This window comes from Streptomyces sp. NPDC058619, assembly GCF_042717785.1.
Classification (GTDB): domain Bacteria; phylum Actinomycetota; class Actinomycetes; order Streptomycetales; family Streptomycetaceae; genus Streptomyces.
Map to the genome: position 1 here is coordinate 15,644 of NZ_JBHXQN010000052.1, position 13,026 is coordinate 28,669.

Annotated in this window: 10 protein-coding genes and 2 pseudogenes; 3 read left to right on the forward strand and 9 right to left on the reverse strand. The window is 73.3% G+C overall.

What is annotated here, in order from left to right:
* Positions 1-10: 10 nt before the first annotated feature.
* Complete coding sequence (locus ACFWTC_RS31540) at positions 11-337, forward strand: putative quinol monooxygenase (protein WP_383916110.1); 327 nt, start codon at positions 11-13, stop codon at positions 335-337.
* A gap of 85 nt (positions 338-422) precedes the next feature.
* Here the strand turns inward: ACFWTC_RS31540 and ACFWTC_RS31545 are convergent, their stop codons facing one another.
* The 3 genes and pseudogenes from ACFWTC_RS31545 to ACFWTC_RS31555 all read right to left on the reverse strand — a co-directional run.
* Entirely contained in the window at positions 423-1,784 is a 1,362-nt protein-coding gene (locus ACFWTC_RS31545; RefSeq protein WP_384027097.1) for an AMP-binding protein, read from the reverse strand.
* A gap of 296 nt (positions 1,785-2,080) precedes the next feature.
* Complete coding sequence (locus ACFWTC_RS31550) at positions 2,081-3,331, reverse strand: serine hydrolase domain-containing protein (RefSeq protein ID WP_384027095.1); 1,251 nt, start codon at positions 3,329-3,331, stop codon at positions 2,081-2,083.
* Between the two features lie 230 nt (positions 3,332-3,561).
* Positions 3,562-3,666: pseudogene (locus ACFWTC_RS31555) on the reverse strand (hypothetical protein); the annotation flags it as partial.
* A gap of 67 nt (positions 3,667-3,733) precedes the next feature.
* Here ACFWTC_RS31555 and ACFWTC_RS31560 point away from each other — a divergent pair.
* Entirely contained in the window at positions 3,734-4,267 is a 534-nt protein-coding gene (locus ACFWTC_RS31560) for an SRPBCC family protein (protein ID WP_383916106.1), read from the forward strand.
* A 22-nt stretch (positions 4,268-4,289) separates the two neighbouring features.
* Here the strand turns inward: ACFWTC_RS31560 and ACFWTC_RS31565 are convergent, their stop codons facing one another.
* Both ACFWTC_RS31565 and ACFWTC_RS31570 read right to left on the reverse strand, forming a co-directional pair.
* Positions 4,290-5,384 carry an amidohydrolase family protein gene (locus tag ACFWTC_RS31565; protein WP_384027094.1) on the reverse strand — a complete coding sequence of 365 codons (1,095 nt, stop codon included), beginning with the start codon at positions 5,382-5,384 and terminating at the stop codon, positions 4,290-4,292.
* Between the two features lie 27 nt (positions 5,385-5,411).
* Positions 5,412-6,767, reverse strand: a complete 1,356-nt coding sequence (locus ACFWTC_RS31570; protein WP_384027092.1) for a cytochrome P450 — start codon at positions 6,765-6,767, stop codon at positions 5,412-5,414.
* 300 nt (positions 6,768-7,067) lie between these two features.
* Between ACFWTC_RS31570 and ACFWTC_RS31575 the strand changes: the two genes are divergently transcribed.
* Positions 7,068-7,634, forward strand: coding sequence for a hypothetical protein (locus tag ACFWTC_RS31575; RefSeq protein ID WP_383916100.1), 567 nt, complete (start codon positions 7,068-7,070; stop codon positions 7,632-7,634).
* A 34-nt stretch (positions 7,635-7,668) separates the two neighbouring features.
* On the opposite strand, the gene ACFWTC_RS31580 is transcribed toward ACFWTC_RS31575, so the two are convergent.
* The 4 genes and pseudogenes from ACFWTC_RS31580 to katG all read right to left on the reverse strand — a co-directional run bounded on the left by ACFWTC_RS31580 (position 7,669) and on the right by katG (position 13,012).
* On the reverse strand, positions 7,669-8,562 hold the full coding sequence (locus ACFWTC_RS31580; RefSeq protein ID WP_383916098.1) for a hypothetical protein: 894 nt from the start codon (positions 8,560-8,562) through the stop codon (positions 7,669-7,671).
* A pseudogene (locus ACFWTC_RS31585) lies at positions 8,559-8,717 on the reverse strand (sigma factor-like helix-turn-helix DNA-binding protein); the annotation flags it as partial. The gene ACFWTC_RS31580 and the pseudogene ACFWTC_RS31585, both read right to left, overlap by 4 nt.
* 196 nt (positions 8,718-8,913) lie before the next feature.
* Complete coding sequence (locus ACFWTC_RS31590; RefSeq protein WP_384027090.1) at positions 8,914-10,554, reverse strand: pectate lyase; 1,641 nt, start codon at positions 10,552-10,554, stop codon at positions 8,914-8,916.
* 226 nt (positions 10,555-10,780) lie between these two features.
* Positions 10,781-13,012, reverse strand: a complete 2,232-nt coding sequence (katG, locus tag ACFWTC_RS31595) for a catalase/peroxidase HPI (RefSeq protein ID WP_384027089.1) — start codon at positions 13,010-13,012, stop codon at positions 10,781-10,783.
* Positions 13,013-13,026 lie beyond the last annotated feature (14 nt).

The window sequence follows — 13,026 nt, forward strand, 5'->3', positions numbered from 1 at the left end:
GCTGGCCCGCATGATCTTCATCGCCGTCAGGTTCGACGTCCGCCCGGAGCACAGCGACGACTGGCTCACCCTCGTCGAGGACTTCACCCGCGCCACCCGCGACGAGCCGGGCAACCTCTTCTTCGACTGGTCGCGCAGCGTCGAGGACCCGAACAGCTTCACGCTGCTGGAGGCCTTCGCCGACGCCGACGCGGGCGCCGCCCACGTGGGGTCCGCGCACTTCCGGGCCGGCATGGAGACGCTGGCCGGGGTGATCGCCACGACCCCGGAGATCATCAACGTCGAGGTGCCCGGCCAGGGCTGGAGCGCCATGGCCGAGCTGACCCCCCGCGGCTGATCCGGTCCGGACGCGGCGGCCCGGGAGCCTTCCGGCGGGGGCGCAGGAACCCTCCGGCGGCGGCCCGGAACCCTCCGGCGGCGGCTCAGGAACCCTCCAGCAGCCGGGCCGCCGCCTCCCGCATCTCGATCTTGCGGATCTTGCCGGTGACCGTCATGGGGAACTCGTCCACGACGTGCACGTAGCGCGGCACCTTGAAGTGCGCGAGGCGCCCGGCGCAGAACTCCCGGACGGCCTGCGCGGTCAGCGGCTCCGCGCCCTCGCGCATCCGCACCCACGCCATCAGCTCCTCCCCGTACTTGGCGTCGGGCACCCCGATGACCTGGACGTCCAGTACGTCGGGGTGCGCGTGGAGGAACTCCTCGACCTCGCGCGGATAGACGTTCTCCCCGCCGCGGATCACCATGTCCTTGATGCGGCCGGTGATGCTCACGTAGCCTTCGGCGTCCATCACCGCCAGATCGCCCGTGTGCATCCAGCGCGCGGCGTCGACGGCCTCGGCCGTGCGCTCCGGCTCCGCCCAGTAGCCGAGCATGACCGAGTAGCCGCGGGTGCACAGCTCACCGGGCTCCCCGCGAGGCACCGTCCGTCCGGACGCCGGGTCGACCACCTTCACCTCCAGGTGCGGGCCGACGCGCCCCACGGTCGACACCCGGCGCTCGACCGAGTCGTCGGCGCGGGTCTGCGTCGAGACGGGGGACGTCTCCGTCATCCCGTAGCAGATGGCCACCTCGGCCATGCCCATCCGGTCGATGACCTCCTTCATCACCTCGACCGGGCAGGGCGAGCCCGCCATGATCCCCGTCCGCAGACTGGACAGGTCGTAGCCGTCGAAGCCCGGGTCCGCCAGCTCGGCGATGAACATCGTGGGCACGCCGTAGAGCGAGGTGCACGACTCCGCCTCGACCGCGGCCAGGGTGGCCGCAGGGTCGAAGGAGGGCGCGGGGATCACCATCGCGGCGCCATGGCTGGTGCAGGCCAGGTTTCCCATCACCATGCCGAAGCAGTGGTAGAACGGCACCGGGATGCAGACCCGGTCCTGCTCGGTGTAGTGGCACAACTCGCCGGTGAAGTAACCGTTGTTGAGGATGTTGTGGTGCGAGAGGGTCGCACCCTTCGGGAAGCCGGTGGTCCCGGAGGTGTACTGGATGTTGACCGCGTCGTCGGGGCTCAGCGCGGCCTGCGCCCGGGCGAGGCCGGCGGGGTCGCCCAGCCGGCCCCGCTCCAGCAGCGACGTCCAGACGGGACCGCCCAGCAGGGCCGTGAACTCCAGCTCCGGACAGTTCGGCCGGACCTCCTCGATCATCGCCGCGTAGTCGGACGTCTTGAACCGGTCGGCCGCGACGAGCAGCCGGATCCCGGACTGCCGCAGCACGTACTCCAACTCGTGGGCGGTACCGCAAGCAGGCCGCAACGAGGACCACCCCACCAAGATCGTCGAGATCAAGGGCGCGGGCCACACCTTGACGATCGACAGCGGCTGGCGCGAAGTGGCCGACGGACTGGGCCGTGGACTCCTCGATGTGGTGCCGGGGGACGGTGGGCCGCGCGGCTTGGGGTCGCGCGCGCCGTACGACGGGGTCGGCCGTGGCGCGGCGGCGCCGGTTGGGCGCGTCCTCAGCATCGACGGGGTACCTCCTGCCCGGTTAGGTCATGTGACTGCACCGTCCGTCCGTTTCGGCCGGGTGTGCACCGGCGGGCAACCGTGTGCACGCCGTGCACCCCCGGATCCGTGCGCAGGCGTCAGCGGGCGTGGTGCTCGGGCAGGTCGACGTCGGCCGGGGCGGCCGCGAAGCCGCGCGCCGCGCCCTTCGCCGGATTGGCGGCCGCCCTTCCGCAGAACGCGGCGTCGAGGGCGCCGCCGAGGGCGGTGTTCGCCTCGCCCCTGTTCGACGTGTTCGCCATGGCGGCGAGGCTCCGGCGGCCGTCGCGGGTGGTGAACGCGTAGGTGTAGAAGCCCTGCACGGTGCCGGTGTGCCCGTAGACCGAGGTGCCGCAGGAGAGGTCGTAGCGGCGCAGGCCCAGCCCGTAGAAGCGGGTGCGCGCCGCGTCGGTCGGGGTCGCGGCGGTCATGGCGTCGAGCATCGGCTTCGACAGCAGCTTCCCGCCGAGCAGGGCGGACGTGAAGGCGTTCAGGTCCGCGGGGTCGGAGATGACCGCTCCGGCGGACTGGGCCCACGACACCGTCTGCTCGGTGGAGTCGACCAGCGGCGCACCCGGCTCGTCGGGGTGGAGGTAGCCGCGCGCGTGCCGTCCCCTGATGGTCGTGCCGGGGTGAACGTACGAGGTGTTCCGCAGGCGCAGGGGCTTGATGATGCGGCGGCCGTACTCCCCGGCGATCTCGGTGCCGGTCACCCTCTCGATGAGCATGCCGAGGACCACGAAGTTGGTGTTCGAGTACGCGTACGCCGCGCCGGGCCGGTTCGTGCGCGGCTCGTCCAGCGAGAGCCTCACCAGGTCCCCGTACCCGAACACCTTGTTCCGGACGGCCTCGAACCCGGGCACGGTCCGCGCGAACATCGCGTCCGTGTAGTCCGCCAGCCCGCTCCGGTGGGTCAGCAGGTGGCGCACGGTGATGCGGTCGTCGGGCAGCAGGCCGGGCAGGTACCGGCCCACGGACGCGTCGAGGGCGACCTTCTTCTCGGCCACCAGCTGGAGCAGGACGACGGAGGTGAACGTCTTGCTGACGCTGCCGATCCGGAACCGGGCCCCGGGGTCCATGGCGGCGCCGGTGGTCCGGTCGCGCACGCCGACGGCCTTCGTCCTGACGCCGCCGGGGCCGCTGAAGCGGGCCATCGCCCCCGGGGCGCCGGCGGCGGTCGTGTTCCGCAGGGCCTGTTCCAGCGCCGCGAGGTCGGGAGCGGGGGGTCCGGCTTGCGCGGTCCCGGCGGGTCCGGCCGGCGCCGCGTGCGCGGCGGTCGCCGGTACGACGCCGGCCACGACGGCGAGCAGGGCGGCGCACACGGCCAGACGTCGGTCGAAGGACAGGAGCATGCGGTTCCTCTGGTCTGCTGGCGGGGAGACCCGGGCACGGCGTCGCGGACTCGTGCTCCGGGAAGCGGAATTGACCGCTCCGGGCGGCACGAGCATACGGAAGATCCGTTGCCGTTCCGGCGTGCGAAACCGGCCCGCCGCGGGCCCGCGCCCCGCCTCGGATCCCGCCGGACGCTCAAGGGGAACCGGGCCGGGGACACGTCGTCCTCCTCCGCGACCTCCCGCACCAGGGCGCCCACCAGCGACTCGCCCGGCTCGACGTGCCCGCCCTCGACGTCCCGGCAGCCGGGGAACAGCCGCCGGTCGGGCCGCGCCGCGGTGCGAAGGCCGGCCACGGGTTACCGGGGGGTAGCTTCGGGGGTGGTCAGGCGATAGCGTCAGACCCCCGGAGATCGGAGTGCCATGCCCCGCACGTTCAGCGTGTCCGACAGCGTCCTCGTGGGCGCCGACCCGTCCACGGTCTACCGGCGGGTCTCCGATCCCACCCGCATGGGTGACTGGAGCCCGGAGAACCTGGGGGCCACCGTGCCCGGCGGCAGCGGGGAGAGCGCGTACGTCGGGATGGTGTTCGAGGGCCACAACAAGCGGGGCCCGTTCCGCTGGACCACGCGCTGCACGGTCACCGCGGCGGACCATGACCGGCTGTTCCGGTTCCGGGTCCACGCCATCGGGCTCAGGCGGCCGCGGCTTCCGGGCCCCATCGCCACCTGGGAGTACCGCTTCGAGCCGGTCGCGGAGGGCACCCGCGTCACGGAGACCTGGACCGACGACCGGCGCACGTGGCCCGACGCCGTGGCCAACGCCTTCGACCGGGTGGCGACGCGCGGGCACACCTTCGCCGAGTTCCAGCAGCGCAACATCCGAACCACGCTGCGCAACCTGAAGGCCGCGCTCGAAGCGGCGCCGGGAGCGGCGCCCGGAACCCCCTCGCCGTGAGGGCCCGGGGGCCGGGCGGCGGTCAGACCGTCGCGAGCTGCGGGATCAGGCGGAGCGCGTTGCCCCGGTAGATTCCCCGCAGCTGCTCCGGGGTGAAGGCCGGGTCCGCTTCGAGCGCGGGGAAGGCCAGGTCCGTGACCGTGTCGGCGGGGGCGGCGGGCCAGTCGGTGCCGAAGAGGATCCGGTCGGCCGGCACGTGGGCGAGGAGGGTCGCGGCGGGAGCCATGGGACCCGCCGTGTCGTAGTAGAAGCGGCCGAGGTGGTCGCGCACCGCGCCGGGGTCAATCGGCGGGTCGCAGAACCGTCCGAGGGCCTGCATGCGCGTCGCGATGTACGGCAGGAAGCCGCCGGCGTGCGGGAGGATCACGGAGATGTCCGGGAAGCGGTCCAGCGTCCGCCTGCTGATCATGTTGACCGCGGCGCGCGTGGTGTCAAGAAGGAAGTCGCACATGAAGTTCGGGATGCCCGGAACCGTCGCCGCGCCGGGCGGGCCGCCCGGGAGGTTGTGCGGGTGGGTGTCCACCACGGCCGAGCAGTCGTTCAGTTCGCCGAACAGCCGGTCGTAGGAGGGGTCTCCGAGGTAGACGCCGCCGTAGTTGGCCGTGACGTTCACGCCGACGGCGCCGAGCTGCCCGAGCCCGCGGCGCACGGCCCAGGACGAGGCGTCGGGATCGTCCAGGAAGAGCGGCGCGTAGAACGAGAAGCGGCCCGGATGCGAGTTCACGACCTCGATCATCGAACGCAGCGTGATGTTGACGGCCTCGCGCAGCTGAGCCGACGAACGGTAGCGCGCCGGCAGCATGGGCTTGAGGACGGCCGTGGCGATGCCGGCGCCGTCCATGAAACGGACGGCGGCCGCGGTGTCGAGGCGCGTCCACGGCGGCAGCTGCTTCGCCTCGATCAGCCCGTGGTGCTCGGCCCACTCGCGCCACTCCGGTGCGCAGAAGTGGTGGTGCATGTCGATCTTCGAGGAGGCCGAACGCTCCCCGTCCGGTCCCGGGGCGTGATCGCCCGGCGCCGTGAGGGCGAGGTCACCGGTGCCCACGGACGCCATCAGCGGTTCGTCCGCCGCCATCGGCGGGAGGGGTCGTTCGGAGGTGCGCGCAGAGTCCGGCATGCCAGTCCACCGTCCGTCGGGTCGGGTCTACTTGCGGGAGGCCGCGGGGGAGGCCGCGGCGGCCGTCGGAGCCGCGGAGCGCACGGGCTCCGGACCGAGGTTCACGGCCGTACGGGACGGGTCCAGGACGAGCCGCAGGTGCTGGAGCCCGCGGAACGCCGCCACCGGCCCCTTCAGCCACGCCCCCTCGGCCTCCTCGTCGTCGGCCGTCCGCATCTGCGGGAACTCCCGCAGGAGGCAGGAGAGCGCGATCTCCAGCTCCAGCCGCGCCAGCGGCGCCCCGAGGCAGTAGTGCGTGCCGTGCCCGAACCCCAGGTGCGTGCCCTGGATTCCCTCGCGGGTCACGTCCAGGACATCGGGGTCCCCGAACTTCTCCGGGTCCCGGTTCGCCGAGGTGATGGCGATCTGCACCAGGGAGCCCTCGGGGATCAGCGTCCCGCGGATCTCGACGTCCCCGGTCGCGTACCGGAAGGTCGAGGTCTCCACCGACCCCTCGAACCGCACGATCTCCTCCACCGCCTGCGGGATCCGCCGCGGGTCCTCCCGCAGCCGCCGCAGCTGGTCGGGCCGCAACAGCAGGTTGAGGACGGTGTTCCCGATCTGGAACGCGGTGGTCTTGTGGCCCGCGAAGAAGATCACCCACATCGACGAGACGAGCTCCGCGTCGTCCAGGGCGTCCTCCGCCCGGATGAGGTCGCTGAGGAACGAGTCGGACGGGTTCTCGCGGGTGTGCGCCACCAGCCGTCCCAGACGGTTCTGCAGCCACTCCTCGGCCGCCCTCAGCTCCGCCTTCAGGCGGGGGTCGAACCGGGCCCGCGTCACGACCGTGAACTGCTCCAGGATCTCGCCGCGGTCCGCCTCCGGGATCCCCATCAGCTCGCAGAGGACCGCGATGGGCAGCGGGAACGCGAACGACGTCATCAGGTCGACCGTGTTCTGCCTCCGGCAGTCGCGCAGCAGGCCCTCCGCGATCTCCGTGATCCGCGGTCTCATGGCCTCCACCCGCCGGGGCGTGAAGGCGCTCCGCAGGCTGCGGCGCAGCCGCGTGTGCCGCGGCGGGTCCGAGAAGAGCACGTTGTCGTCGAGTGCGTCGAAGAAGCTGCCGTACACGGCGTGGTACGTCTCGATCGCCCCGCGCATGTCCTTGCTGAACCGCGGGTCCGAGAGGGCGTCCCGGGCGTCGTCATAGCGGGTGATCAGGTACGTGTCGACCCCGTGCGGCGGTGTCAGCCGGCACACCGGGGCCTGCTCGCGCAGCGCGGCGTAGGCGGCATGGGGGCACGCCCGGTACTCCGGCGCGCCGGCGGACACCGCCGACACGATGTCGTGCAGCGCTCCGCCGCCCTGCGGTGCCGCCTTCGGTGCCGCGTTGTCCTGCGTCATGTTCCGCGCCTCCGTGACACTCGGGATCCCGGACCCAGCGCTTCCCTGCGGGAGCGGGCCGCGAAACGGCCCCCGCCCGATCGGGTGAGCCGCCGCGCCCGCCCGGCCCGGAGCCCTTCCGGCACCCGCCCGGCCCGGCCGGAGCAGGGCGGGGCCCCGCCGGGGAGGCCGGGCGGCGGCGCCCGCCGCGGTCCGGCCTTCGGCCGACCGGCCGACGGCCGTACGGTCCGCCGCGGTGACGCGTCCCCGGGGGCGGGGAAGGGGCTGTGCGTGCAGCCCACCGCCCAGAGGAGACCCCGCATGGCCCGACGTCCCGCCCTGGTCCTCACGACGGCCGCCGCGCTCGCGCTGGCCGTCGCCGCTCCCGCCACCGCGTCCGGTCCCGCCGGCGCCGACCGCGCGAGAGCGGCCGCCGAACGCAGCGTCACGTACGGCGCGACCGCCCCGTACCTGATCCACGCGAAGGGGGTGAAGGCCGGCTACGTGCCGGACAAGTACTGCGTCGCGAACCGGACGGGCCCCGGCGCGCTCGGCTACCCGCACTTCAACCACGCCTACGACAACTCCGTGGACCCGGCGAAGCCCGCCGCCCTGTACTACGAGGACGACGGGCGCGGCGGCAAGCGCCTCGTGGGCGTCCAGTGGCTGGTCTACGACCGGGACCAGAACCCCGCCACGGACGACGACCGCCCCCGCCTGTTCGGCCGCGCCTTCAAGGGCCCGCAGCGCGGCAACTTCCCCGGCCAGCCCGTCCACTACGCCCTGCACCTGTGGCTCTGGAAGGCGAACCCGAAGGGCGTGTACGAGACCTACAACACGGCGGTGGCCTGCCTCCCCGGCACCACCCGCCCCCGGCCGGCCGCCTGAGCCGGCGGGCCGTCCGCCCCGGCCGGCGCCCCGCTCAGCCGGTCCGGGCGAAGTCGCCCCACACCGACGCCCTGCCGTCCGGGCCGCCGCCGCGCGCCGCGGTGGCCTCGGCGGCGTAGGCGTCGTCGTTGGCGTCGCGCCCGCCGGTGGCGTGGTCGTACCGGCCGGCGAAGAGGTGCTCGCCGACCGGGACCGTCCGGCCCGGCTTGAGCGTCCACCGGTAGACGAGGAAGCCGCCGTCCGTACGGACGGAGACGGCGAAGTCGCCGGTCGGGAGCGACTGCTCTCTGCCGGTGCTCCGCACCCCTTCGGTCAGGGCGATCCGCAGCTCGACCGTGAGTGCGGTGAGCGGACTCGACGTCTTGAGGGTGACGTTGCTCAGCGCCCAGTGGACGGTGCTGTCGGGGTCGACGGAGCCGTCGGCCCACAGCGGGCCGTCCTCGGTACGCGAACCCGCCGCGGGCGGCGTCGCGCGCGAACCGGCGGACGGGGAACCGGAGGCGGTCCGTCCGGCGTCGGGTCCGGGCCCGGCCGGAGCCGTGGAGGGCGGCGGCGACGCGGGCGGCGACCCGGTCCCCGTACCGGTCGGGGCGGTGGAGGTGGAGGGGGACGGGGGCGCGGACGCGGGCGGGGCGGGTGAGGGGGACACGGAGTCCGGTGGCGCCGGATCCGTGGCGACCTGCGGCGGGTCCGGGGCGTGCAACACCGTCGCCACGGCGAAGCTGCCCACCGCCAGGGCCCCGGCGGTCGCCAGGGTCGCGAGGACGACCCTCGGCCAGGACAGGACCCCGCGGCGCCCGCGCCCGAACGGCCGGGCGGGCGGCTCCGGGCGGGCCGTGCCGCGCTCGACCCGGGCGAGGATGCGGGCCCGGTCGGGCCGGTGGGCCGCGGCGCTCTCGCGCAGCAGGTCGCGCAGTTCGTCCGTCACCGGCTCCTCCTCCCCACCAGCTCGTTGGCGGCCCGCGTGCCGAGCAGCCGCTGTAGTTCCGCCGTTCCCCTGGAGGTCTGGCTCTTCACCGTACCGACCGATATCCCCAGGGCCAGGGCGGTGTCCTTCTCCGACAGGTCGAAGGGGCGTGGAAGTCCGCGGACGCCTCATCGGTGGTCATGGCCTCGGTACGGCCTCTCGATGCGACGGGGGCGCCAACCGGCGGGTGCGGGAGCGTAGCAGCTCGTTCGAGCGGCCGTACGGGCGCTTCCCGCTCCGGCCGGCGGGCGCCGGCCGGGCCCCGGGCGGGGCCCGGCCGGAACCGGGTGCCGGTCCGCGTGACGGCGTCCATCAGCCCACCGGGTTCCAGCCGTCGGTGCCGGCCAGGTAGGTGCGGGCGGTGTGGCCGGCGGCCTGGGCCGCGGTGAGCTGGGGCCGGTCCGGCCCCGTACCGGCGCCCGGGCCGCTGTTGGCGTAGGCGAACCGCGCGGACGCGTTGTCGTACGTGATGACCACGTCCTCGGCGTTGCCGGTGGCGCCCTTGAGCGTCAGCCCGTGCTTGGCGGCCGGCACGTCCACCGTCTCGCGGTACGTGCCGCGCGCGACGAGGACGGTGTCCCCGGGTGCGGGGGCGGAGGTGGAGCCGGTCTCGGTGAGGACGCCCGCGCCCGCCTTCGCCGCGAGTTTCGCTGGCAGCCCGGCGGCGGGCTCCAGGCCGGCCGAGAGGATGGGCTTCCAGGAGACGGATGTCCTGATCTTCTTGCCGGGGTTGGCGGCGTTGTACGCGGCGACCAGGTCGGCGGGCTTCCCGTCGACGAGGTTGCCGCCGCCCGCCACGGCTCCCGTACCGTCACCGTTGAGCAGCTGGGAGACCTTGCGGTCGGGCGACAGCCTCCAGTGGTTGTTCTCCGCGACGACCTGGGCGCCGGCCCGGGAGTTGAGGCTGTAGCTGTGCGCGTAGCCCGCGCGCTCGGCCGTGTCGTAGAGGTTGTCGTACAGGTGGATCCTGCCCACCCGGGCGAGCGGGGCGCGCTGGACGACGCCGCGGAAGACGTTGTGGTGGAGCGTCACCCGCAGCTTGGTGTCCTTGTCGCTGCTGCCGATGAGCATCGTCTTGTCGTGGTTGTCGAACGTGTTGTACCCGACGGTGACCAGGTCGGAGGCGTTGGTGATGTCGAGGGCGCCGTCGTGGACCTGGTACTTCCGGCCGAAGTGGGACGGGCTCGCGGCGTCGTGGTGCGGGGAGTCGGAGAAGCTGTTGTGGTCGACCCACACGTGGGTGGCGCCGCGCAGGCTGACGGCGTCGTAGGCGGAGTTCCAGTTGCCGGTGGAGCCGTCGGTGGGGTCCCACTGCGGGAAGCAGTCCCGGACGTCGGTGAGGAGAAGGTTGCGGATGATCACGTTGTCGGCGTCCTTCACCACCAGGCTGCCGCCGGTGATGCCCGCGCCGGTTCCGGGCACCCCGATGACGGTGGTCCGCGCCGGCACGGTGAACACCATGCGGGCGGCCTGCCGCGCCTGCGCCGCCCTGCGGGCGTTCTCCTGCGGGCCGGCCGGCAGCTTGGCGCGCCCCCAGGAGGCGGGGTCGTAGGCCCGGAGGTAGGCGTCGAGGGAGTAGCCGGTGCCCTTGGCGTGGTCGGCGCACGTCAGCGGCTTGCCGCTGTCGTCGGTGTTCGCGTCGATCATCCCCTTGACCCGGATGATCCGCGGGGCCCCGGCCGGGCCGGCGGCCAGGGCCTTCGCCAGAGCGGCGCGTGTGGAGACGGTGAACACGCGGGCGGCGTCGGCGGCCCGGCCGCCGGTCGTGCCCGCGCCGCTCGCGGCCCAGCCGTCCCCGGCGGGCAGTACGCCGTGGGCGAGGCCGGCGGGGGCGGCGGCGCCGGCGTTCGCGATCAGCGGGACGGCGCCGAGACCGGCGGCGACCACGGTGGCCGCTCCGGCCAGGGCGAGCCTTCGGCGGGCGGTGGGACGGCGGTGGGGGGAAGCGGACATCCGGGGTTGCTCCTCGGGGTGGGGTGCGCTGTTTCCCCTTCAGTTGCCGCCGGAGCCGGGAAGGTTGCCGCGCCGGAGCAGAAAGATCGAACGCGTCGCGGCCTGGCGGAACGTCCGCGCGGTGAAGCGGACGTACGGGAGCCGCTGCCCCGTGCAACGGCGGACGCCCGGGCCGCGGCCGGTGGGGCCGGGCCCGGGCGTCGTGATCACGACCCGGCTGCCGGGATCAGACGAGGTCGAACCGGTCCAGGTTCATGACCTTGTCCCAGGCGGCGACGAAGTCCTTCACGAACTTCTCCTTCGCGTCGTCGCCCGCGTAGACCTCCGCGACCGCGCGCAGCTCCGAGTTCGACCCGAAGACGAGGTCGGCGCGGGTGCCGGTCCACTTGACCTCGTTCGTGGCCGAGTCGCGCCCCTCGAAGGTGTTCGCGTCCTCGGACGTCGCCGCCCACGTCGTGCCCAGGTCCAGCAGGTTGACGAAGAAGTCGTTCGTCAGCGTTCCGGGCGTCGTGGTGAACACGCCGTGGGCCGACTGCTGGTGGTTGGCGCCCAGGACGCGGAGACCACCCACGAGGACCGTCAGCTCGGGGGCGCTCAGGGTCAGCAGGTTAGCCCGGTCGAGCAGCAGGTACTCGGCCGGCAGCCGGTTGCCCTTGCCGAGGTAGTTGCGGAACCCGTCGGCGGTCGGCTCCAGTGCGGCGAAGGACTCCACGTCGGTCTGCTCCTGGGAGGCGTCCGCACGGCCCGGTGCGAAGGGGACCCGTACGTCGAACCCGGCCTCCTTGGCAGCCTGTTCGACGGCGGCGCCGCCGGCGAGCACGATCAGGTCGGCGAGCGTGATCCGCTTGCCGCCCGTCTGGGCGCCGTTGAAGGACTCCTTGATCCCCTCCAGCGTGCGCAGCACCGCCGCGAGCTGGTCGGGCTCGTTGACCTCCCAGCCGCTCTGCGGCTGGAGGCGGACGCGGGCGCCGTTGGCGCCGCCGCGCTTGTCGCTGCCGCGGAAGGAGGAGGCCGAGGCCCAGGCGGCGGACACGAGCTGGGACACCGACAGGTCCGCGGCGAGGACCTGCTGCTTCAGTGCGGCGACGTCCGCGTCGGTGACGAGCTCGTGCGTCACGGCGGGGAGCGGGTCCTGCCACAGCAGCGTCTCGGCCGGGACCTCGGGGCCGAGGTAGCGCACGACCGGGCCCATGTCGCGGTGGGTCAGCTTGAACCAGGCGCGGGCGAACGCGTCGGCGAACGCGGCCGGGTCCTGGTGGAAGCGCCGCGAGATCTGCTCGTAGGCCGGGTCGATCCGGAGCGAGAGGTCGGTCGTCAGCATCGTCGGCGCGTGCGTCCGGGCCGGGTCGTGGGCGTCCGGCACGGTACCCGCTCCGGCGCCGTCCTTCGGCCGCCACTGGTGCGCGCCGGCCGGGCTCTTGAACAGCTCCCACTCGTAGCCGAAGAGGATGTCGAAGAAGCTGTTGTCCCAAGTGATGGGGGTGTTCGTCCAGATGCCCTCGAGACCGCTGGTGATCGCGTCGGCGCCCTTGCCGGTGCCGTACGTGTTCTTCCAGCCGAAGCCCTGCTGCTCGATGGGGGCGGCCTCGGGGTCGTCGCCGACGTGGTCCGCGGGGCCGGCTCCGTGGGTCTTGCCGAAGGTGTGGCCGCCCGCGATCAGCGCGACGGTCTCCTCGTCGTTCATCGCCATCCGGCGGAACGTCTCACGGATGTCGCGGGCCGCGGCGAGCGGGTCCGGAGTGCCGTTGGGGCCCTCGGGGTTGACGTAGATGAGGCCCATCTGGACGGCGCCGAGGGGGTTCTCCAGGTCACGGTCCCCGGTGTAGCGCTCGTCGTCGAGCCAGGTGGTCTCCGGGCCCCAGTAGACGTCCTCGTCGGGCTCCCAGACGTCCGCACGGCCGCCGGCGAAGCCGAAGGTCTCGAAGCCCATCTGTTCGAGCGCCACGTTGCCGGTGAGGATCATGAGGTCGGCCCAGGAGAGGCTCTGGCCGTACTTCTTCTTGACCGGCCACAGCAGGCGGCGGGCCTTGTCGAGGTTGCCGTTGTCCGGCCAGCTGTTGAGGGGCGCGAAGCGCTGCTGTCCGGCTCCGGCGCCGCCGCGGCCGTCGCTGATGCGGTAGGTGCCCGCGCTGTGCCAGGCCATCCGGATCATGAACGGGCCGTAGTGGCCGAAGTCGGCCGGCCACCAGTCCTGGGAGGTGGTCAGCACCTCGGCGATGTCCTGCTTCACCGCGGGGAGGTCGAGGGTCTTGAACGCCGCGGCGTAGTCGAACTCCTCGCCGAGGGGATTGGCCACGGCGGGGTTCTTCGCGAGGATCTTCAGGTTGAGCCGCTCGGGCCACCACTGGCGGTTGCCGCCGCCCTGCGTCGGGTGGGGGGCGCGCTCGTGCGCGACGGGGCAGCCACCTCCGCCCTCCGTCTTGGCGTCTACGACGATTGCATCATGGTTCTCAGACATGGGAATCCTTCCGG

Excerpts from the sequence above, each read along its gene's own strand:
- ACFWTC_RS31570 (WP_384027092.1), bottom strand. The coding sequence starts at position 6,767 with ATGACGCAGGACAACGCGGCACCGAAGGCGGCACCGCAGGGCGGCGGA.
- ACFWTC_RS31560 (WP_383916106.1), top strand. The coding sequence starts at position 3,734 with ATGCCCCGCACGTTCAGCGTGTCCGACAGCGTCCTCGTGGGCGCCGAC.
- ACFWTC_RS31540 (WP_383916110.1), top strand. The coding sequence starts at position 11 with ATGATCTTCATCGCCGTCAGGTTCGACGTCCGCCCGGAGCACAGCGAC.
- ACFWTC_RS31565 (WP_384027094.1), bottom strand. The coding sequence starts at position 5,384 with ATGCCGGACTCTGCGCGCACCTCCGAACGACCCCTCCCGCCGATGGCG.
- ACFWTC_RS31550 (WP_384027095.1), bottom strand. The coding sequence starts at position 3,331 with ATGCTCCTGTCCTTCGACCGACGTCTGGCCGTGTGCGCCGCCCTGCTC.
- ACFWTC_RS31590 (WP_384027090.1), bottom strand. The coding sequence starts at position 10,554 with ATGTCCGCTTCCCCCCACCGCCGTCCCACCGCCCGCCGAAGGCTCGCC.
- ACFWTC_RS31575 (WP_383916100.1), top strand. The coding sequence starts at position 7,068 with ATGGCCCGACGTCCCGCCCTGGTCCTCACGACGGCCGCCGCGCTCGCG.
- katG (WP_384027089.1), bottom strand. The coding sequence starts at position 13,012 with ATGTCTGAGAACCATGATGCAATCGTCGTAGACGCCAAGACGGAGGGC.